At 72.2% G+C, this 18,524-nt stretch carries 18 protein-coding genes and 1 tRNA gene; 12 read left to right on the forward strand and 7 right to left on the reverse strand.

Features of this window, described 5'->3' with window-relative positions; genetic code table 11:
* Nucleotides 1-29: 29 nt before the first annotated feature.
* Nucleotides 30-650: a ScbR family autoregulator-binding transcription factor gene (locus NS184_RS09950; RefSeq protein ID WP_058725962.1), complete on the forward strand. Its 621-nt coding sequence runs from the start codon at nt 30-32 to the stop codon at nt 648-650.
* A gap of 9 nt (nt 651-659) precedes the next feature.
* On the forward strand, nt 660-1,241 hold the full coding sequence (locus tag NS184_RS09955) for a GNAT family N-acetyltransferase (protein ID WP_058725963.1): 582 nt from the start codon (nt 660-662) through the stop codon (nt 1,239-1,241).
* A 46-nt stretch (nt 1,242-1,287) separates the two neighbouring features.
* On the opposite strand, the gene NS184_RS09960 is transcribed toward NS184_RS09955, so the two are convergent.
* The 4 genes from NS184_RS09960 to NS184_RS09975 are packed head-to-tail and all read right to left on the reverse strand — an operon-like array spanning nt 1,288 to nt 4,745.
* Nucleotides 1,288-1,716 carry a BLUF domain-containing protein gene (locus NS184_RS09960; RefSeq protein WP_058725964.1) on the reverse strand — a complete coding sequence of 143 codons (429 nt, stop codon included), beginning with the start codon at nt 1,714-1,716 and terminating at the stop codon, nt 1,288-1,290.
* 17 nt (nt 1,717-1,733) lie between these two features.
* Complete coding sequence (locus tag NS184_RS09965; RefSeq protein WP_242863020.1) at nt 1,734-2,915, reverse strand: MFS transporter; 1,182 nt, start codon at nt 2,913-2,915, stop codon at nt 1,734-1,736.
* Nucleotides 2,916-2,946: 31 nt separating this feature from the next.
* The gene (locus tag NS184_RS09970) at nt 2,947-3,576 is read right to left on the reverse strand and encodes a response regulator (protein ID WP_058725966.1); all 630 of its coding nucleotides are present in this window, start codon (nt 3,574-3,576) and stop codon (nt 2,947-2,949) included.
* Complete coding sequence (locus NS184_RS09975; protein WP_058725967.1) at nt 3,573-4,745, reverse strand: sensor histidine kinase; 1,173 nt, start codon at nt 4,743-4,745, stop codon at nt 3,573-3,575. Before NS184_RS09975 ends, NS184_RS09970 begins: the two co-directional genes overlap by 4 nt.
* 150 nt (nt 4,746-4,895) lie before the next feature.
* Here NS184_RS09975 and NS184_RS09980 point away from each other — a divergent pair, with 150 nt between their 5' ends.
* Genes NS184_RS09980 through NS184_RS10000 form a run of 5 tightly spaced genes read left to right on the forward strand, consistent with a single transcriptional unit; the run spans nt 4,896 to nt 8,826 of the window.
* Nucleotides 4,896-6,053 (forward strand): FtsX-like permease family protein, encoded by a 1,158-nt coding sequence (locus tag NS184_RS09980; RefSeq protein WP_058725968.1) that lies wholly within the window; start codon nt 4,896-4,898, stop codon nt 6,051-6,053.
* Complete coding sequence (locus NS184_RS09985) at nt 6,050-6,760, forward strand: ABC transporter ATP-binding protein (RefSeq protein ID WP_058725969.1); 711 nt, start codon at nt 6,050-6,052, stop codon at nt 6,758-6,760. The genes NS184_RS09980 and NS184_RS09985 overlap by 4 nt, the downstream gene beginning before the upstream one ends.
* A gap of 9 nt (nt 6,761-6,769) precedes the next feature.
* Nucleotides 6,770-7,516: a histidine phosphatase family protein gene (locus NS184_RS09990; RefSeq protein WP_058725970.1), complete on the forward strand. Its 747-nt coding sequence runs from the start codon at nt 6,770-6,772 to the stop codon at nt 7,514-7,516.
* A 33-nt stretch (nt 7,517-7,549) separates the two neighbouring features.
* Nucleotides 7,550-8,077 carry a DUF3090 domain-containing protein gene (locus NS184_RS09995; protein ID WP_058725971.1) on the forward strand — a complete coding sequence of 176 codons (528 nt, stop codon included), beginning with the start codon at nt 7,550-7,552 and terminating at the stop codon, nt 8,075-8,077.
* Entirely contained in the window at nt 8,074-8,826 is a 753-nt protein-coding gene (locus NS184_RS10000) for an SCO1664 family protein (RefSeq protein WP_058725972.1), read from the forward strand. Before NS184_RS09995 ends, NS184_RS10000 begins: the two co-directional genes overlap by 4 nt.
* A gap of 103 nt (nt 8,827-8,929) precedes the next feature.
* Here NS184_RS10000 and NS184_RS10005 read toward each other — a convergent pair whose 3' ends face one another.
* Together NS184_RS10005 and NS184_RS10010 are read right to left on the reverse strand one after the other, a co-directional pair.
* Entirely contained in the window at nt 8,930-10,984 is a 2,055-nt protein-coding gene (locus NS184_RS10005) for a vWA domain-containing protein (protein ID WP_058725973.1), read from the reverse strand.
* Nucleotides 10,977-12,362 (reverse strand): AAA family ATPase, encoded by a 1,386-nt coding sequence (locus tag NS184_RS10010; protein ID WP_152998167.1) that lies wholly within the window; start codon nt 12,360-12,362, stop codon nt 10,977-10,979. Before NS184_RS10010 ends, NS184_RS10005 begins: the two co-directional genes overlap by 8 nt.
* A 233-nt stretch (nt 12,363-12,595) precedes the next feature.
* Here NS184_RS10010 and NS184_RS10015 point away from each other — a divergent pair, with 233 nt between their 5' ends.
* From NS184_RS10015 to NS184_RS10025, 3 genes are all read left to right on the forward strand, one after another.
* Nucleotides 12,596-14,041, forward strand: coding sequence for an MFS transporter (locus NS184_RS10015; protein WP_345969009.1), 1,446 nt, complete (start codon nt 12,596-12,598; stop codon nt 14,039-14,041).
* A gap of 153 nt (nt 14,042-14,194) precedes the next feature.
* Nucleotides 14,195-14,875 carry a GntR family transcriptional regulator gene (locus tag NS184_RS10020; RefSeq protein ID WP_058725976.1) on the forward strand — a complete coding sequence of 227 codons (681 nt, stop codon included), beginning with the start codon at nt 14,195-14,197 and terminating at the stop codon, nt 14,873-14,875.
* A 343-nt stretch (nt 14,876-15,218) separates the two neighbouring features.
* A tRNA-Ser gene (locus tag NS184_RS10025) sits at nt 15,219-15,308 on the forward strand.
* A gap of 240 nt (nt 15,309-15,548) precedes the next feature.
* Here the strand turns inward: NS184_RS10025 and NS184_RS10030 are convergent.
* On the reverse strand, nt 15,549-16,739 hold the full coding sequence (locus NS184_RS10030) for an MFS transporter (RefSeq protein ID WP_058725977.1): 1,191 nt from the start codon (nt 16,737-16,739) through the stop codon (nt 15,549-15,551).
* Between the two features lie 121 nt (nt 16,740-16,860).
* Between NS184_RS10030 and NS184_RS10035 the strand changes: the two genes are divergently transcribed.
* Together NS184_RS10035 and NS184_RS10040 are read left to right on the forward strand one after the other, a co-directional pair.
* Nucleotides 16,861-17,310, forward strand: coding sequence for a MarR family winged helix-turn-helix transcriptional regulator (locus NS184_RS10035; protein WP_058725978.1), 450 nt, complete (start codon nt 16,861-16,863; stop codon nt 17,308-17,310).
* 64 nt (nt 17,311-17,374) lie between these two features.
* A complete protein-coding gene (locus NS184_RS10040) occupies nt 17,375-18,382 on the forward strand; it encodes a glycosyl hydrolase family 18 protein (protein WP_152998168.1) in 1,008 nt (335 codons plus the stop codon).
* Nucleotides 18,383-18,524: the final 142 nt, after the last annotated feature.

Consider the following 18,524-nt stretch of genomic DNA (forward strand, 5'->3'; position numbering starts at 1 on the left):
CCGTGCCTCCAGGCCGTCAGACTGGTGGCGTGGAACGCCGCGCACTGATCCTGGAGGCCGCCGCACGTGAATTCGAGCGTGTCGGCTACGCCGCCACGACCATCGCCGCCGTCGCGCGCGAGGCGGGCGTGTCCCAGGGCGCCCTGCACTTCCACTTCCCGTCGAAGGTGTCGCTCGCACTCGGCGTGATCGACGAGCAGAACGTGCGCACGTTCGACGTGGTGAGTCACGTCGACAGTTCGCCCACGGAAGCGCTCGTCGCGGCGTCCCGGGGCATCGCGGAGATGCTGCTCACCGACCCCGTGGTGAGCGCGGGGATCCGTCTCTCCCTGGAGCGCGGCGAGTTCGGCGCCGCGACCGCCGCCTTCTACGAGCAGTGGATCGGCGGGATCAGTGACCTGTTCCGCCTCGCGATCGCCGCCGGGGAACTCCGCACCGAGCTCACTGCCGAACAGCTCGGCGCGACCGTCGTGCCGATGTTCACGGGCGTGCAGCTCGTGTCGGCCGTCCGCACCGGTCGGCAGGACCTCTTCCCAGCCGTGGCCGCGATGTGGCGGCTCGTGCTCGACGGCATCGCCGACCCGCGGCACCGGGAGCGGTTGCTCGACGTCGTCGCCGAGGCCTTCAGCGAGCAGCCCGTCGGTCGCTAGGCTCGCGGCGTGGGGGAGACGACGGTGCTGCGCGCGGACGACCAGCGCGTCCCGGGGCTCATCGAGACCGGCTGGCGGATCACCGCGCGGTCGTGGGCGGCGCAGCTCGACGCGGACCGTGCCGACCGTGCGGCGCTCCGGCGGTTCGTGGAGCGGGTGGCCCCGATCGTCGTCGGGGAGCTCGGCGACGTCGACCTCCCCGCGGTCCTCGCGCTCGACGCCGCGACCGTCACCGACTACCCGGGCAGTGTGGCGACACAGCACGAGGCGCTGACCAGGTCCTCGGCGGCGCTGTCCCCGACCCGGCGTGGGTTCGGCGCGTGGACGCCCTCGGGCGACCTCGTCGGTACCACGTACGTCGACGTCGACGTCGACGTCGACACGGTGGAGACCTCCTTCACCGTCGTCGCTCGCGACCACCGCGGTCGGGGTGTCGGGACCGCCCTCAAGGCGGCGTCGGTCCTCGCGCTGCTCGACGAGCACGTCGTGCGCTTCCGGACCGGGGGCTCGGACGACAACCCTGCGATCATCACCGCGGGCGCCGCCGTCGGCTACGTGCGGGACGAGGAGTGGGTGACACTCGAGCGATGACACTCGAGCGGTGGTTCTCGAGCGGTGACGATCGAGTCCGGGCCGCTCAGGCGTCGTTGAGCTCGCGGGAGCGGAACCACTTCAGGAGCCACGCCGAACTCGTCCGGTCGAACTCGGACGGGAAGTCCATGTCGCCGGTGAGGAACGGGCTGAACCCCTCCTGCTGCTCGACGTCCGCGTCCTCCAGCGAGCGGTAGGCCATCGCCCAGCCGTCGAAGCGGCGACGGTCGATGTCCTCGCGGACCAGCGACTTCACGTCTCCGTGCCGGGCATCGCGGGAGATCGCCGCGAACCGGTCGTCCACGCTCCACGCCGGGCCTTCGAGCAGCTGCATGAACCGGCCGTCCTTGGCGACGAGCAGCCCGGACACCCCGAGCGCCGTGTTGCGGATGCGCGCTTCGCGGAGCAGCTCCTGCATGTCGGCGTCGTCGAAGGGGACGTCAGCGCGGCTCATGTAGAGGATGGAGACGAGCACCGTTCCATCCTGGCGTCTCACCGCCCGACGCCCGAACGTTGTCCGGATCGCGCAGTCCGGGTGGCGGAGGCGATGCAGACGGTGACGACGAGCAGCGCCGCTGGCACGAGCATCGCCGCCTGCAGCCCGAGGTGCTCGCCGAGGAAGCCGAGGAGCGGCGGCCCCGCCAGGAACGCCACGTACCCGGCCGTCGCGACGACGGACACGCGCCGGTCGCCGTCGGTGGGGTGGTCCCCGGCGGCCGAGATCGCCAGCGGGAACCCGAGCGCGATCCCGAGTCCCCACACCGCAGCACCGATCGCGGTCACGACGGGGGACGCGGCCGTCACGACGAGCAGCACCCCGACGGTGCCGACCGCCGCACAGCCCCGGACGACCGGTGCTCGGCCGAAGCGTGCGACGAGCGGCGTCCCGGCAGAGCGGCCGACGAACATCGCGAGCGCGAAGCCGGTGAACACGAGGGACCCGACGACCTCCGGCGCGTCGTGCCCCGAGGTCATGAGGAGCGGAAGCCAGTCGGACGCGGCGCCCTCCGCGAAGGCCATCGCGAGCGTGACCACCCCGATCAGGAGCACCTGCACGGTGAGCACGGACCGCAGCCGGGGCCGTGCCGACGGCTCGTCCTCGGCGGGCTCGCTGCGCGCCACCGGCCGGAGGTTCGTCGCGGCGAAGGCGGCCAGTCCGGCCATGACCACGGTGGCGACGACCAGGTGCGCGGTGACCGGAGTCCGGAGCGCCGTCAGGCCGATCCCCGCCGCTCCGCCGACGACCGTGCCGAGGCTGAAGCACGCGTGCAGCACCGGGACGACCGGCCGACCGAGCTGCCGCTCCACCGCGGCAGCCTCGACGTTCAGCCCGATCTCGGCGGCACCGGCCCCGAACCCGATGCAGAACAGCCCTGCCCAGACACCCGCAGCGACGTGGGCGGGGGCGAGGAGCGCGACGAGCAGCATCCCGAGCACGGGCAGCGCGCCGCCGACGAGGACGAGGGGGCGGGTGCCGGTGCGCCGGACGAGGGCGCCGGCGCCGAGGATGCCGATCATCGACCCGACCGACAGCCCGAGCAGGACGATGCCCATCGTCTCGATGCTGGCCCCGAGCTCGTCGCGGACAGCAGGCGTGCGGGTGATCCACGACGCGATGCCGAAGCCGGTCAGCGACGACGTGGCGAAGAGGGCTGCACGGTGTCGGGCCCTCACCACCCCATCAGACCGTGCCCGCGCGGCCGGGTCAAGCGCCGCGCCGCAGGACACCGAGTCGACGTGCCTCGTTGACCGCCGCCGTGCGCGAGGACACCCCGAGCTTCGAGAACACGTGCACCAGGTGCGACTTCACGGTGGCGTCGGAGATGAACAACCGCGAGGCGACCTCGCCGTTCGACGCACCCTCGGCGACGAGCGCGAGGACCTCGATCTCACGGGCCGACAGCGACACCTGCGGTGCCCGCATCCGGGCCATCAACCGTCCGGCGATCGCGGGTGCGAGTGCGCTCTGTCCGGAGACCGCTGCCCGGACGGCGGCGACGAGGTCCTCCGGTGGCGCGTCCTTCAGGAGGTAGCCGCTCGCTCCGGCCTCGACCGCGCCGAGGATGTCGCCGTCGGTGTCGTAGTTCGTGAGCACGAGCACGTACGGTGCGGCATCGAGCGCACGGATCCGACGGGTGGCGTCGGCACCGGTGGTCTGCTCGCCGAACTGCAGGTCCATCAGCACGAGCTCGGGCGCGTGCTCCGTGGCGAGCTCGACGGCCCCGTCCGGGGTGGCTGCCTCGGCGACGACGGTGATGTCGTCCTCGCCGTCGAGCAGCGCCCGGAGTCCGGCGCGCACGACGGGGTGGTCGTCGGCGATCACGACGTGGATCACGGCACCTCCAGGGTCGCGACGACGGTCGTGCCGGCGCCCCGCGCGGAATCGACCTCCAGGCGGCCGCCGAACTGGGCGACGCGGTCCGCCATCGCGCGCAGGCCGAACGAGTCGGACGAGCCCGCGCGGTGGTCGGCCGTGACCACGTCGAAGCCGCGACCGTCGTCCGTGATGGTGAGCCGTGCCTCCCGGCCGTGCACCGTGAGCACGAGCCGGACCGTCGACGCCCCGGCGTGCTGGACCACGTTCGCGACCGCACCCTGCGCGATGCGGAGCAGCGCGGTCTGCACGTCCATCGGGAGGGTCACGGTCGCCGGGGCGTCCACCGTGACCGTCAGCCCGTCGGACGACCACTGCGTCTCGGCCAGCCGGCCGAGCGCCGCCGGCAGACCGGCCTCGAGCGCGGGCGGTGCGAGCTCGCGGATGAACCGGCGGGTGTCCGCGAGCCCGTCCGCTGCGGTCCGCCGAGCGAGCCGGATGTGCTCCGTACCCGGACGCTCGCCGTCGGCCCGTTCGGCGGCGTGCAGCAGCATCTGGATGCTCGACAGGCCCTGCGCCACGGTGTCGTGGATCTCCCGCGCGAGCCGCGCCCGTTCGGCGAGCACGCCCTGCTCCCGTTCGGTCGCGGCGAGCCGGTCGCGGGTGGCGAGCAGTTCGGCGACGAGCTGCTCGCGCTCCGCTGCCTCGCGGGCGAGGGCGCGGTACCCGAGCCCGATGAGCAGGGCGACGCCGGCGCCCACGACCGGGCCGACCACGCCGCCGACGGTGAAGCCGCCGTGGAGGCCGATCGCGACGATCGCGACGGCCGTGGCGACGAGGACGGCGACCGGCCCGACGATGCGGGGGAGGACGTGCAGGTACAGGAAGAACAGCGGGAAGACGAGGTAGGCGGCCTCCGGCACGAAGACGAGGAGCGCCGTCCACAGCACCGTCAGCGCGAGCAGCCAGAGCGCTCCGGTGCGCGACCGTCGGCCCTCGGCGATCCGAGCGACCCGAGCGCCGAGCAGGTACACCGCGCCGAACCCCGCCGCGAGCACGAGCGACGGCAGCGCCCACGGCCCGCCGACGACCACGATCCGCACGACGACGAGCGCGAGCAGCGCGGCGGACAGCACGTGCAGGCCGGTGCGGAGACCGACGAAGACCGGGGTGAGCGTGCTGTGGGCCATGTCCCCGTCAGCGTACGGTCGCCGCCGCGCACGTGGATCAACCGAAAGTCGGAGCGCAGGACCGTCTCGACCGCCGATGCCCGCCATCGCCGGCGTGACGAGGCTGGACCCCGTGGTCGTGGAGGGTCCGTGGCCGCAGGAAGGACCACCGTGTTCGTCGCCTGGCGCGATCTCCGGTTCGCCCGTGGACGCTTCGTGCTCATCGGCTCCGTCGTGGCACTCATCACCGTGCTCGTCGGGTTCCTCGCCGGACTCACGGGCGGCCTCGCGGCGCAGAATGTCTCCGCCGTGTTGGCCCTGCCGGGCGACCGGCTCGTCCTCCAGCAACCGTCCGACGGGCAGCCGTCGTTCGCGGACTCGCGGATCGGCCGGGAGGCACTGGCCGGCTGGCGAGCGTCGGCCGGTGTCGACGAGGTGGTGCCGGTGGGCATCGTCCAGGGTCGTGCCGTGCGCGCCGCGGCCGACGGGACGGACGCGTCCGGCACCGGGGCGGCCGGGTCCGCTGCCGGCGCGGCTGGTTCCGCCGCAGACGCGGACGGTGCCGCCGTGGGCGTCGCGCTGTTCGGGCTGCCGGCCTCGACGGGGTCCGACGGCGTCGCTGCCCTCGCACCACGATCGGCGGACGAGGTCGGACTCTCGGCCGGCGCCGCGCACGACCTCGGCGTCCGAGCCGGTGACCACCTCACCATCGCGGGGACGACGTTCGAGGTCGCGACAGTGGGCGGCGATGCCTGGTACAGCCACACCCCGGTCGTCGCCATGACACCCGAGGCGTGGTCCACGGCCGACCAGCGCCTCGGCGGTGACGGCGACCCGACCGTGCTCGCCGTCAGCGGTGACCCCGACTGGGCGTCCGTCGCGGAGCGCACCCACACCTCGGCCGCGACACCGCTGAGCTCGCTGACCGCGCTCGAGACCTTCAGGTCCGAGGTCGGGTCCCTCGGTCTCATGATCGCGATGCTGTTCGGGGTCTCCGCACTCGTCGTGGGTGCGTTCTTCACGGTGTGGACGATGCAGCGCTCCGGTGACGTCGCCGTGCTCAAGGCCCTCGGCGCGAGCACGCCGTCGCTCGTCCGCGATGCCCTCGGCCAGGCCCTCGTCGTGCTCGTCGTCGGCATCGGGGTCGGTACCGCTGCGGTCGTGGGGCTCGGGACGCTCGCCGGGGGAGCCCTGCCCTTCCTCCTCAGCCCACTCACCACCCTCGTCCCCGGGGTGGTGATGGCCCTCCTCGGTCTCGCGGGCGCCGCCGTCGCCCTCCGCACCGTCACCGCAGCCGACCCCCTCACCGCACTCGGGAGCAACCGATGATCACCCTCGACGACGTCACCCTGACCTTCCCCGACGGCGACCGCCGCGTCACCGCCGTCGACCACGTGTCGCTCACCGCGGCGCCCGGCGTGGTCACCGGCATCACCGGGCCCTCCGGCTCCGGGAAGTCCTCGCTCCTCGCGGTCGCCGCGACGCTCATCCGGCCGGACTCCGGTCGGGTGCTCATCAGCGGAGCCGACGGCGCGGAGGTCGACGCTGCCCGGCTGTCCCGCCGCGAGGCCGCCGAACTCCGACGGGAGCGGATCGGCATCGTGTTCCAGCAGTCGAACCTCCTGCCCTCGCTCACCGCCGCCGAGCAGCTGCTCGTCATGGGGCACCTCGGCAAGGGGCGTCACCGGGTCGACCGCGCCCGCGTCGCGGGACTGCTCGACGCCGTCGGGCTGTCGGAGCACGCCGGCAAGCGTCCGGCGCAGCTGTCGGGCGGCCAACGGCAGCGCGTCGCGATCGCCCGGGCGCTCGTGCACGACCCCGACGTCCTGCTCGTGGACGAACCGACGAGCGCCCTCGACCAGGAGCGCGGCGGCGCGGTGATGGACCTGATCGCCCGGCTCACACACGACCGGGGCACCGCGACCCTCCTCGTCACGCACGACCTCGTCCACCGTGCGGCGCTCGACCGATCGGTGACGGTCGTCGACGGGCAGCTGGTCCAGGAGACCGCCGGCGCAGCGGTGCACGCGGCCTAGGATCGGGGCATGGCGACCGTCCTCCTCGTCCGGCACGGACGCACCACCGCGAACGCGACCGGCCTGCTCGCCGGACGCACGGCCGGGGTCCGACTCGACGACGTCGGCCGGCGCCAGGCCCAGCGCACCGGGGAGCGCATCGCCGCGGTCCCGCTCGCCGCCCTCGTCACGAGTCCCCTCGAGCGCTGCCGTCAGACGGCCCGTGCGATCGCCGACGCCCAGCGCGCCGCGCACGGCGACGTCCCCGAGACCGTCGTCGAACGGGCGATCACCGAGGCCGACTACGGCGAGTGGCAGGGCCGGAAGCTCGCCGACCTCGCGAAGGAGCCGCTGTGGCGCACCGTCCAGGCGAACCCGAGCGCGGTCGTGTTCCCCGGCGGCGAGTCCATGCCGACGATGCAGTCGCGTGCGGTCACGGCCGTCCGGCGTCTCGACGCCGAGGTCGAGCGGCAGCACGGGCCCGCCGCGGTCTGGGTCGCGGTGAGTCACGGCGACATCGTGAAGTCCGTGCTCGCCGATGCGTTCGGGATGCACCTCGACCTCTTCCAGCGGATCGCCGTCGGCCCCGCCTCGGTGTCGATCGTCCGCTACGGGGAGCACCGGCCCGAGGTCGTCGCGACGAACACCGAGTCGGGCGACCTGTCCTGGCTCGCGGCAGCCCCGGCGCCGAGCGGTGACGCGGCCGTCGGAGGGGGTGCGGGACACGACTCCGTGGCCGGTGCGTCGGACGGGCATCCGGGGACCGTCGCTCCCTGAACGAGCGGAGCACGACGCTCCTACAATCCAGGTATGCCCACCATCGTCCACGGCTTCGACTGGCCGGACCGCATCGTCGTCGGCACGATCGGGCGCCCCGGCGAGCGCGCGTTCTACCTGCAGGCGCGGGACGGCAAGCGCGTCACGAGCGTCGCCCTCGAGAAGGAGCAGTCGGCGGTGCTCGCCGAGAAGGTCGACGAGCTCCTCGACGAGGTCGCGACGGTCGACGACAACCGGTTCAGCGTCCCGGACACCGCGCCGAAGGAGCTCTTCGACGGCGACCCGCTCGACCAGCCCGTCGAGCCGGAGTTCCGTGCGGGCGCCCTCAGCCTCGGCTTCGACCCGGCCACCGCCCAGGTCGTCATCGAGGCGTACCCGATCGACGACGAGGTCGAGATCGTCGCCGAGGAGACCGGCGAGGACGGCGAGGTCGAGGCGGTCGTCGAGATCCCCGAACCCGCTGAGCTGTTCCAGGTGAAGATCCCGGTCGGCACCGCCCGCGCGTTCGTCGAGCGAACCCGCGAGGTCGTCGCCGCCGGACGTCCGCCCGGGGTGGCATGAGCGAGGTCTCGATCCGGGCGCGGATCCGCGAGGCGTCCAACGCGACGTTCCTCGCCGACCTCGACGGCGAGGCCGTGGTCTACAAGCCGATCGAGGGCGAACGGCCCCTGTGGGACTTCCCGGACGGCACGCTCGCCGGGCGTGAGGTCGCGGCGTACCTCGTCTCGGAGGCGTTCGGCTGGAGCGTCGTCCCACCGACCTGGCTCGGCGACGGGCCCTTCGGCCCCGGCATGCTCCAGCGCTGGCAGGAGGTCGACCCGGAGCAGGACGCGGTCGACATCGTCGCACCCGACGTCGCCGAGGCGCCGGACTCCCCGTGGCTGCCGGTCCTCGAAGCGATCGACGAGCACGAGCAGCCCGTGACGCTCGTGCACGAGGACTCCGAGCAGCTCCGCCGCATGGCGGTGTTCGACGTCGTCGTGAACAACGCCGACCGGAAGGGCGGACACGTGCTCGCGATGCCGGACGGCCACCGGTACGGCGTCGACCACGGCCTGACCTTCCACGTCGAGCACAAGCTCCGCACGGTGCTGTGGGGCTGGATCGGCGAGCCCCTGACCCCGGACGAACTCGAGGGCATCGACCGGGTCACCGGCGCGCTGAGGGGCGACCTCGGCAGCGCGCTGCGGGAACACCTCACCGGGCAGGAGATCGACACGATCGCGGCACGGTGCGCGGCGCTCCGCGCCGTCGGCATCTTCCCACCGCCGCCCGGCCACGGTCCGGCCGTGCCCTGGCCCCTGTTCTGACCGCGTCAGCTCGCTCCGTCGCGTCCTGCCGCGGCGACCGCGCGACGGACCGGAGGGGCGGGGCGGGCCCGTGCCGCGCCTCCGGGCCGCTGGCCGGCTGGCCTCAGAACCGCCAGTCGTCGCGGCCGTAGCCGCCGAAGAGTCCGCCGCCGGACGCCCCACCGAACGCGCCGCCGCCGCGTCGCGAACCGAGGTAGGAGCCGACCACGGCGACCCCGAGGTCGTCGTTCTCCGGCGCCACGACCGTGCCGTCCACCCGCTTCGCCATCGCATCGATGAACCGTGCGAGACCCGGGTCGTCGCCGAGCCGGAAGAACGTGGTCTGGGCGCCGAGCCGTCCGGCGTTCTCGAGCTCGCGGACCGACAGCGCGATCGTTATCGGGTCGGGCGGGTAGTTGAACCACACCTGCCCGTTCGGTTCGAGGTGTGAGGTCGGTTCGCCGTCGGTGACGATGAGCAGCACCGGCTGGGCCGTCGGGTGCTTCCGGAAGTGCCGGTTCGCGAGGAGCAGCGCGTGGTGGAGGTTGGTGCCCTTGTCCCACATCGCGTCGAGGCCGACCAGCTGCTCGATGTCCATCACCTCGGCCTCGCGGCCGAACGCGATCATCTGCAGGTCGTCCCCGCGGAACCGGGTGGACACGAGGGTGTGCAGCGCGAGGGCGGTGCGCTTCATCGGGACCCAACGGTCCTCCATCGCCATCGAGAACGAGGTGTCGACGAGCAACGCCACGCAGGCCTGCGTCCGCGCCTCGGTCTCCTGCACCTCGACGTCGTCGATCGTGAGCCGCACCCCGGGACCGGTCCGGCCCTCGGCGGCGGTGCGGGTGAGGGCGTTCGTGATCGAGCGCGTGACGTCCCACGGCTCGGTGTCGCCGTACTCCCACGGGCGGGTCGCCCCGGACGGTTCACCTGACGCGCCGGAGCGGCGGAGGTCGCGTGCGCCCTGCCGACCGGACATCCGCTCGGCGACGTCCTTGAGGAGGCTCTTCCCGAGCTGCCGCATGGCCTTGGGCGTCAACTGGAGTTGCCCGTCCGATCCGCGGCGGACGGTGCCCGAGTTCCGCAGCGCCTTCTCGAGCTGCTGCAGGGTCCGGGCGTCGACCGCGGCGTCGTCACCGAGCTGCCGGGACAGGGCGTCGAGGTCGAGGTCGTCGAGGTCCGACCCGGGGCCGGTCTGCGCGAGCTGCTCGGCGAGCGAGTCGAGGTCGGCGATGTCCTGGAAGACACCGGTGCCGTCGCCGAGGCCGAGCCCCTGGTCGCCGTCCATCCGCTCGGACCCACCCCAGTCCTCACCCGGACGGAGGGCCCGGAGGTTGCTGTCGAGCTGCCCGAGCTGGCCCATCAGCTCGGGCGAGCCGAACGCCTGCTGCGCGAGCGCGTCGAGCTCGTCCCGCTGCTCCTGGGTCATCGAGTTCCGCATGCGCTGGGCGGCCGCGGCCCGGGCGGCCAGGTCGTCGAGGAGCTCGTCCACGTCCTTCGGGTTCGACGGGAAGTACTGCCCGTGCTTCGCCATGAAGTCGTCGAACTGCTCCTGGGTGTCCGTCCCGGCGCGGTGCGACTCGAGCAGTTCGTTGAGGTCGCGCATCATCTCGGAGACGGCAGCACGGTCGTCGTCCGTGGCGTTCTCGAGCGCCTGCTTCATGCCGGCGAAGCGCTGGTCGAGGACCTCGCGCCCGAGGAGGTCCTTGATCTCCTCGTACTTCTGCCGGGCCGTCGGACTCTTCCAGTCGTAGCCGCCGAGTTCCTGCACCGCTGCGGCCGGGGAAGGCGGGAGGCTGTCGAGCTGCATCTCGGCGAGGGCACGGTCACCGTCGTCGATGTCGACGTTCCGCGCGAGCTCCCCGCGCTCCGCGAGGACGGCGTCGTCCAGGAGCTGCTTGACCTGCTGCAACGTGCCGTCGAGGTTGTTGCGGCTCGTCAGCTCGCGGCGACGTTCGGCCACGCGACGCATGAGGTCGTCGAGCCCCCGCTGCGTCCGACCGCCGCGGCGCAGGAACTCCCGGAGCGCGCGCTCGGGCGAGGTGCCGCCCATGACGTCCTCGCCGATGGCGTCGAGCGCCTCGGACAGGTCGACGGGCGGGGCGAGCGGGTCCGGACCGCCGTCGTACTTGCCGTACCGGGCGTCTCGGGTGAGGCGTCGGTTCTGGCGGCTAGCCATAGACGGCCTCGCCCCCTCCCGACTCCTTGCTGATCTTCCGGGCGAGGAACAGCCCCTCGAGCGCGAGTTCGATCGCTCCGGCCCGTTCGCCGTCGTCGTTCGCCCCGAGGCGTTCGCACACCTGGTCGTACACGTCGGACTCACCGATCGAGGGCAGTCCCTCGAGGAAGGCCCGGGCGCTCACCTGCTCTCCGGTCGTCACCATCGTGCCGCCGTCGAGGGCCTCGACCAGGACGCCGAAGTCGATGCCGCGGAAGCGCTCGCGGACGGTCTCGGCCGTGGCGGTGCGCAGCAGGTGCTCGAGCACCTCGTCGGCGCGGTCCTCTTCGCCGTTCTCGAACTCGATCTTGCCGCCGAGGACGTCCACGGCGGTCTCGAGGTCGATCGGCCGCGCGACGGCGTGTTCCTCGCCCTGGCGAGCGGCCCGGTGCACCGCGGCCGCGGAGACCGTCTCGGCGCCGGCGATCGAGAAGCGGGCGCTGACACCGCTGCGTTGGTCGACGGCGCTCGACTGCCGGAGCGCGCGGGTGAACCGGGCGAGGATCTCGATGAGGGCGTCCGGCACGTCCGCGGAGAGCGCGGCCTCCTGCTTGATGACGGCGATCTCGTCGGCGAGCTCGATCGGGTAGTGCGTGCGGATCTCGGCGCCGAAGCGGTCCTTCAGCGGGGTGATGATCCGGCCGCGGTTGGTGTAGTCCTCGGGGTTGGCGCTCGCCACGACGAGCACGTCGAGCGGCAGCCGCAGCACGTAGCCGCGGATCTGGACGTCGCGTTCCTCCATGACGTTGAGCATCGCGACCTGGATGCGCTCGGCGAGGTCGGGCAGCTCGTTGATCGCCACGATGCCCCGGTGGCCGCGGGGGACGAGACCGAAGTGGATCGTCTCGGGGTCACCGAGGCTCCGGCCCTCCGCGACCTTCATCGGGTCGACGTCGCCGATGAGGTCCGCGACGCTCGTGTCGGGTGTTGCGAGCTTCTCGACGTAGCGGTCGTCGCGGTGCCGCCACTCGATCGGCATCGCGTCGCCGAGGTCGGCAGCCCGCTGGGTGCTGGCGGTCGTGATCGGCTCGAAGGGGTGCTCGCCGAGCTCGGAGCCGGCGATCACCGGCGTCCACTCGTCGAGCAGGCCCTGCAGCGTGCGGAGCAGCCGGGTCTTGCCCTGGCCGCGTTCACCGAGCAGGACGACGTCGTGTCCGGCGATGAGGGCGCGTTCGAGCTGCGGGATCACGGTGGTCTCGAAGCCGTGCAGGCCGGGCCACGGGTCGCGGCCCTCACGGAGGGCCTGGAGGAGGTTGTCGCGGATCTCGGCGCGGACCGACTTCTGGACGTGACCAGAAGCGCGGAGCTCGCCGACCGTACGGATGTCAGGTCGGGTCACGTCGCCGACGTTACGCCTCGCCTCCGACACGCAACACCCGCGGTCTCGGGGTGACCAGCGAGCGGACTGGAGGCGCGTGGCGGCGCCGCCACGCACCTCCAGGCCGTCAGCGGTCGCCGCCGCACCGAGGAGGGGATCCGGCTCCGCGCCGGATCCGCGCGGACCAGGCGGCCTCGTGGCGCCCTGCCGGACCTGCGAACCACCTGCGCGTTCCCGGCGTACGTTCTCCATCCGTGAGCAGCACAGTCAAGAGTCTTGTACCGGCCCGGATGGACCGGCTGCCGTGGACGCGGTTCCACTGGAGCGTCGTCGTCGGCCTCGGTGTCTCGTGGGTCCTCGACGGCCTCGAGATCCAGATCGTCTCGAACGCGGGGTTCCAGGCCGACCTGGGCCTGTCGACGCAGCAGGTCACCCTGCTCGGGACGATCTACCTGTTCGGGCAGGTGATCGGGGCGGTGGTCTTCGGCCGGCTGTCCGACCGACTCGGCCGACGGAAGCTCTTCATCCTGACGCTGGCGATCTACCTGGTCGGGTCGGGCATCGCCGGTCTCGCACAGGACTTCTGGTTCCTCGCGGTGTTCCGCTTCGTCGCGGGCCTCGGCATCGGCGGCGAGTACGCCGCGATCAACTCGGCGATCGACGAGCTCATCCCGTCGAAGTACCGCGGGCACGTCGACATCGCCATCAACGGCACCTACTGGGGTGGTGCGGCGCTCGGTGCGTTCGCGAACATCTACCTGCTCGACACGTCCCACTTCGCCGAGAACATCGGCTGGCGCATCGGCTTCTTCCTCGGCCCGGTGCTCGGCATCGCGATCATCTTCCTGCGACGGCACATCCCGGAGAGCCCCCGCTGGATGATGACGCACGGCAAGGAGGAGGAGGCCGAGCGGACGGTCTCCGAGATCGAGGCGTCCGTCGAACGCTCCACCGGCCAGAAGCTCCCCGACGTCGACCCGTCGAAGGCCCTGACGGTCACGCCGCTCGACAACGTCCGGTTCCGGACCATCGTGCAGGTGCTGTTCAAGCAGTACCCGAAGCGGACGCTCGTCGGCGCCACGATGATGATCACACAGGCGTTCCTCTACAACGCGATCTTCTTCACCTACGCGCTCGTGCTCACGAACTTCTTCGGGCTGAAGACCGCGCAGACGTCGGTGTACTTCTTCCCGTTCGCGATCGGCAACCTGCTCGGGCCGCTCATCCTCGGGCGGTTCTTCGACACCTGGGGTCGGCGGCAGATGATCTTCCTGACGTACCTCGTGTCGGGTCTCGTGCTCGCGACCTCGGCGTTCCTCTTCCAAGCCGACGCGATCAGTGCGGGCGTGCAGGTCACCTTCTGGTGCGTCTCGTTCTTCTTCGCCTCGGCCGGGGCGTCGAGTGCCTACCTGACGGTGTCGGAGATCTTCCCGCTCGAACTGCGGTCCCAGGCGATCTCGTACTTCTTCGCCCTCGCGCAGATCTTCGGCGCGATCGCACCTGCGATCTACGGTGCGTTCATCGGCGACGGTTCCTCGCGGGAACCGCTGTTCTGGGGCTACCTGCTCGGCTCGGCGGTGATGATCGCCGGAGGTGTGATCGCGCTGGTCTTCGGCGTGGACTCGGCGCGGAAGGGGCTCGAGGACATCACGCAGCCGCTGTCCGTCCTCACCGGGCAGGAGGAGCCCGCGAAGCGGTAGTGGAATTCTGGATGCAGAGTGTTTAGCGTGCACGTGGCGCCCGTGTCACGCTCCTGGGCATGGCACTCCTCCACAACACGACCGACGCGCTGACGATCCACGACGGCCGCCGTCCCCGACCGGGCGGTGGCCGTCGTGCGTGACCCTGGCAGTGTGGAACGCAGACCTGACCGCCGACGCATCCGGAAGCCGGACGACCTCACCGTGCGCCGCAGTCTGCTCCGGGACGCAGCGTTCACGATCCTGCTCGAGAACGTCCTGCTGGGGGTGTACCGGCGGGGTGAACGGCTGCGACTCGAGCAGATCGCGGATGACCTGCAGGTCTCACGGACACCGGTGCGTGAGGCCCTCGCGCCGCTCGAAGCGCTGCGGCTGGTGTCGGTGCAGCGGTACGTGGGTGTCGTCATCGCGCACTGGACGGTGGGGCAGATGTGTGAACGACTGCGGATCGCGCGGTCCTTGCTCGTCGATCCCCTCGGCGGAAGCGTGGGTGTCTCCGACCGGTTCGACCGTCGGCTCATCGCGGAGTGCCGGACCGAGGCCGGGTGCTTCGTGGAGCTGGGGGCGTGGGTGCTCCGACGGTCGGGGGCGTGCGTGAGCGCGGACTGGCTCGAGTCGCAGCTCGCGGTGCTCGACGTCTTCTTCACGGACGACGTCTGCCTGGCGAACGGCATCGACGCCGCTGTGGACCGCCGGTACCGGGTGGAGCTCCTCGAGCGAGCACGGTCGGCGGCGGAGCGCGATGCCGTCGCGGCGTGCACGGATGCCCTGGTCGAGCTCGCGGACGCGCTGATCGGGATGCCCGAGCGGTTCGGGGTGGCGCTGTCGGCCTGAGCCTGTTGTTGCCGAGGAGCGCGTGGGCGACCTGAACGGGGACGCGGCACGGGGCCGCGCCCCCGTCGAGTCGCTCCCTCCGGCGGACGCATCGCTATCGGGCGCGCGGATCCAGGAGCCGGGGGGAGCGACGTCGGGTGCTGTGTCGCGACTACGGAGCAGAACTCCGGAACGTGATCGCCGCGTCTCGATGATGCTATGCACCGGGGTACGTCCCGACAACCCCTTCGTGTCCCCACTTCAGGGGACCGACTCTCGGTCGCGGCGCGCGCGGCCGTCGTGGTCCGGGTCGAGAGCAGGCTCGACCTCCTGTATGGTGGGAGCAGCGCTCGCGAGGGCGCTTGGAGACGTCGCATAGTCAGGCCGAGTGCACCACCCTGCTAAGGTGGAGTCCCCTTTGAGGGGACCGAGGGTTCAAATCCCTCCGTCTCCGCACACAACGAGAGCCCCGGTCCGTCGGACCGGGGCTCTCGTGGTTCCCGGGCCGCGGCCGCGCGTTGCCGCCGTGCGTCAGCCCGTGCGACGCGTGGAGGTGCTTCGTGGCTTCGCACCGCGAAAGCGACATCGAACCACCGCCGCATGTCGGTTCGATGTCGCTTTCGCGGTTCGACGCCCGAAGCCCGACGCCGGGTGCCCGGCTCCCGGCTCCCGGCGCCCGCCTCCCGCCGCGCCGCTACGCCGTCGCGACCGAGCCCGTCGTGCTCGCCAGAGCTCGGCGGCGCGAGTGACGGCCCGCCGTGACCGCGACCAGGGTGAGCGCGACGGACACCACCGTGATGCCCGCGCCGGCCCAGATCGGCGACGTGTAGCCCAGCCCGGCAGCGATCGTCAGACCGCCGATCCATGCTCCGAGTGCGTTCCCGAGGTTGAACGCCGCGATGTTCGCCCCGCTCGCCAGGGTCGGCGCGTGGTCCGCGTGGTGCATGACCCGCGTCTGCAGGGCCGGCACGGTGGCGAACCCGAACGCCCCCATGAGCACGAGGGACACGACGGTCAGCGCGGGCGAGGTCGCGACGAGGGCGAACACCGCGAGCACGACCGTCAGCGCGGACAGGACGACGAGGAGCGTGCCGTCGATCGAGCGCGCGGCGAGCTTCCCGCCGACGAAGTTCCCGACGAAGAGCCCGACGCCGAACACCACGAGCAGCCACGGGACCGTCGACGACGCGAAGCCGCTGACCGACGTCAGTGTGTAGGCGATGTAGGTGAATGCGCCGAACATCCCGCCGTAGCCGAGGACCGTGATGCCGAGCGACAGCCAGACCTGGCCGGACCGGAAGGCTCCGAGCTCGCGGACGAGCGAGGGCTGCTCGGTCTGCTGGACGGCCGGCACGAGGACGAGGACCCCGACGAGCGCGACGACCCCGATGCCGGCGATCGTCCAGAAGGTGGCCCGCCAGCCGAGTGCCTGCCCGAGGAAGGTCCCGAAGGGCACGCCGAGGACGTTCGACGCGGTGAGGCCGGTGAACATGAGCGCGACGGCGGACGCGCGGCGCTCCCGGGTGACCATGTTCGACGCGACGACGGAGCCGATGCCGAAGAACGCGCCGTGGCAGAGCGCGGCGACCACCCGACCGACCATCATCACGCCGTACGTCGGCGCGGCGGCGGACAGCGTGTTCCCGATGACGAAGAGCAGGAGCAACCCGAGGAGCACCTGCTTGCGGGGGAGGCGCGTGGTGGCGGCGGTGAGGCCGAGCGCCCCGACGATCACCGCGAGTGCGTACCCGGTGACGAGCCACCCGGCGGTGGTCTCGGTCACGCCGTAGTCGGCGGCGACCTCGGGGAGCAGTCCGGTGATGACGAACTCCGTGAGTCCGATCCCGAACCCGCCGAGGGCGAGGGCGATGAGTCCCGCGGGCATGGTGGTCCTTCCGTTGTGCAGCAAGCGTGTCCCGCGTACGCTGGTTGTTGCAGACGCGGGGTATCGATAGTTGCACACGCTGGATATCCGCGCAAGCAAACACGTGTGCCCGGAGGTCCCGATGAGTGTCGACGACACGTCCACCGCTGTCCGCGCGCACGGCTGGCGGACCCTCGCGGCGCTGCACGGCCTCATCGAGACGCGTCTCGAGCGAGCACTCCGGGCCGTCGACCTGTCCGTCGTCGAGTACACGGTCCTCGATGCTCTCCGGCGACAGGACGGCTTCCACATGCGGATGCAGCAGCTCGCCCGCGCCGCCGCCCTGAGCCCGAGCGCGACGACGCGACTCGTGAACCGACTCGAGGACCGTGCGCTCCTGACCCGCGTGCTCTGCGCCGACGACCGACGCGGCCTCTACACCGAGCTCACCCGTGCCGGCCAGGTGCTCCTCGACGAGGCGACGCCGCTCCACGCCGTCGCGCTCGAGGAGGCGCTCGCCGAAGCGCGCGAGGTTCCCGAACTCGAGGAACTGGCGGCGTCGGTCGACCGCCTCGAGGGCTCGCGCGTCTGAGGAAGCGGTTCTCCTCCGGCCGGGAGGCGCGGGTCGGCCCCGCCCCGCGGGCTACGGTGATCGCATGGCGCGTCGAACTGCCCCCGTGGTCGCGGTCCTGCTGGCCGGGTCGCTGCTCGCGGGCTGCTCGACCGACCCGAGTGCTGCTGCCGGTCGTCTGGGCGTCGAGGGCTACGTCGAGCCGGGAGCCGGTGCCGTCTCCCGTGTGACCGCTGCCGGTGCCCGCGCGACCACGATCGGCATCGACGGTGTGGCCCTCGCCGAAGACGGTGCGACCGTGCTCGATCCCCCGGAGGGCACCGCAGCCCTCGCCCGCGCCGCCACCCGTGCGGGTTCGGTGCCCGAGCTCCTGGTGAGCAACTTCTCGACCGACCTCGGCGACTTCTCGCCGCAGATCGGCACAGCGCTGCTGTCCCACGCGGACCGTCGTGCCGCGGTCGCCGACGACCTCGCCCGCCGCGCGCACCGCCTCGGCATGCGGGGCGTGCAGATCGACCTCGAGTCCCTCCGCGCACGCGATCGCGCGGGGCTCGTGGCGTTCGCCGGAGCACTGTCCTCCGCCGTGCACCACCGCATCGGTCGCGGCGCACAGGTCTCGATCGCGGTCATGGCGTCGACGAGTGCCGACGGGTACCGCGACACCGGGTACGACCTGCGCCGACTCGTACGGCACGTGGACCGCGTCGTGCTCATGACGTACGACCAGCACGGACCCTGGAGCGGCGCGGGGGCCATCGGGTCCCTGCCCTGGACGAAGCGGGTCGTCCGCGCAGCCGAGGTCGAGGGGGTCCCGCGGAGCCGGATCGACCTCGGCGTCGCCGGGTACGGGTACGTGTGGGGCGGGGAGCACGACGGCGAGCAGGTGTCGCCTGCTCGGGCCGCGGGGCTCGCCGGGAAGGCAGCGTCCTGGTCCGCCCGCGACGGCGAGTGGTCCGCGGAGCTGCGTGACGGTACCCGCCTGCACTGGTCGGACGCACGGTCGTACCGTGCCCGCGTGGCTCTCGCGACGACGATGCACCTGCACGGCGTCGCGCTGTGGTCCCTGAACCTGGAGGCGCTGCCGCGCACCTGACCCGGTGTGGGTGGCCGCCGCACAACCGAAGACCGACGGCACCACGCGCAATCGTGGTGCCGGAGGACTTCGGTTCTGCGAACGCGACGGGCGCCGTCGCGCCGTCGCTCCGTCGCTCGATTGCGCTGAAGCGGAGCGGGGC

Origin of the sequence: Curtobacterium luteum, from assembly GCF_001475545.1 — a bacterium.
Classification (GTDB): domain Bacteria; phylum Actinomycetota; class Actinomycetes; order Actinomycetales; family Microbacteriaceae; genus Curtobacterium; species Curtobacterium luteum_A.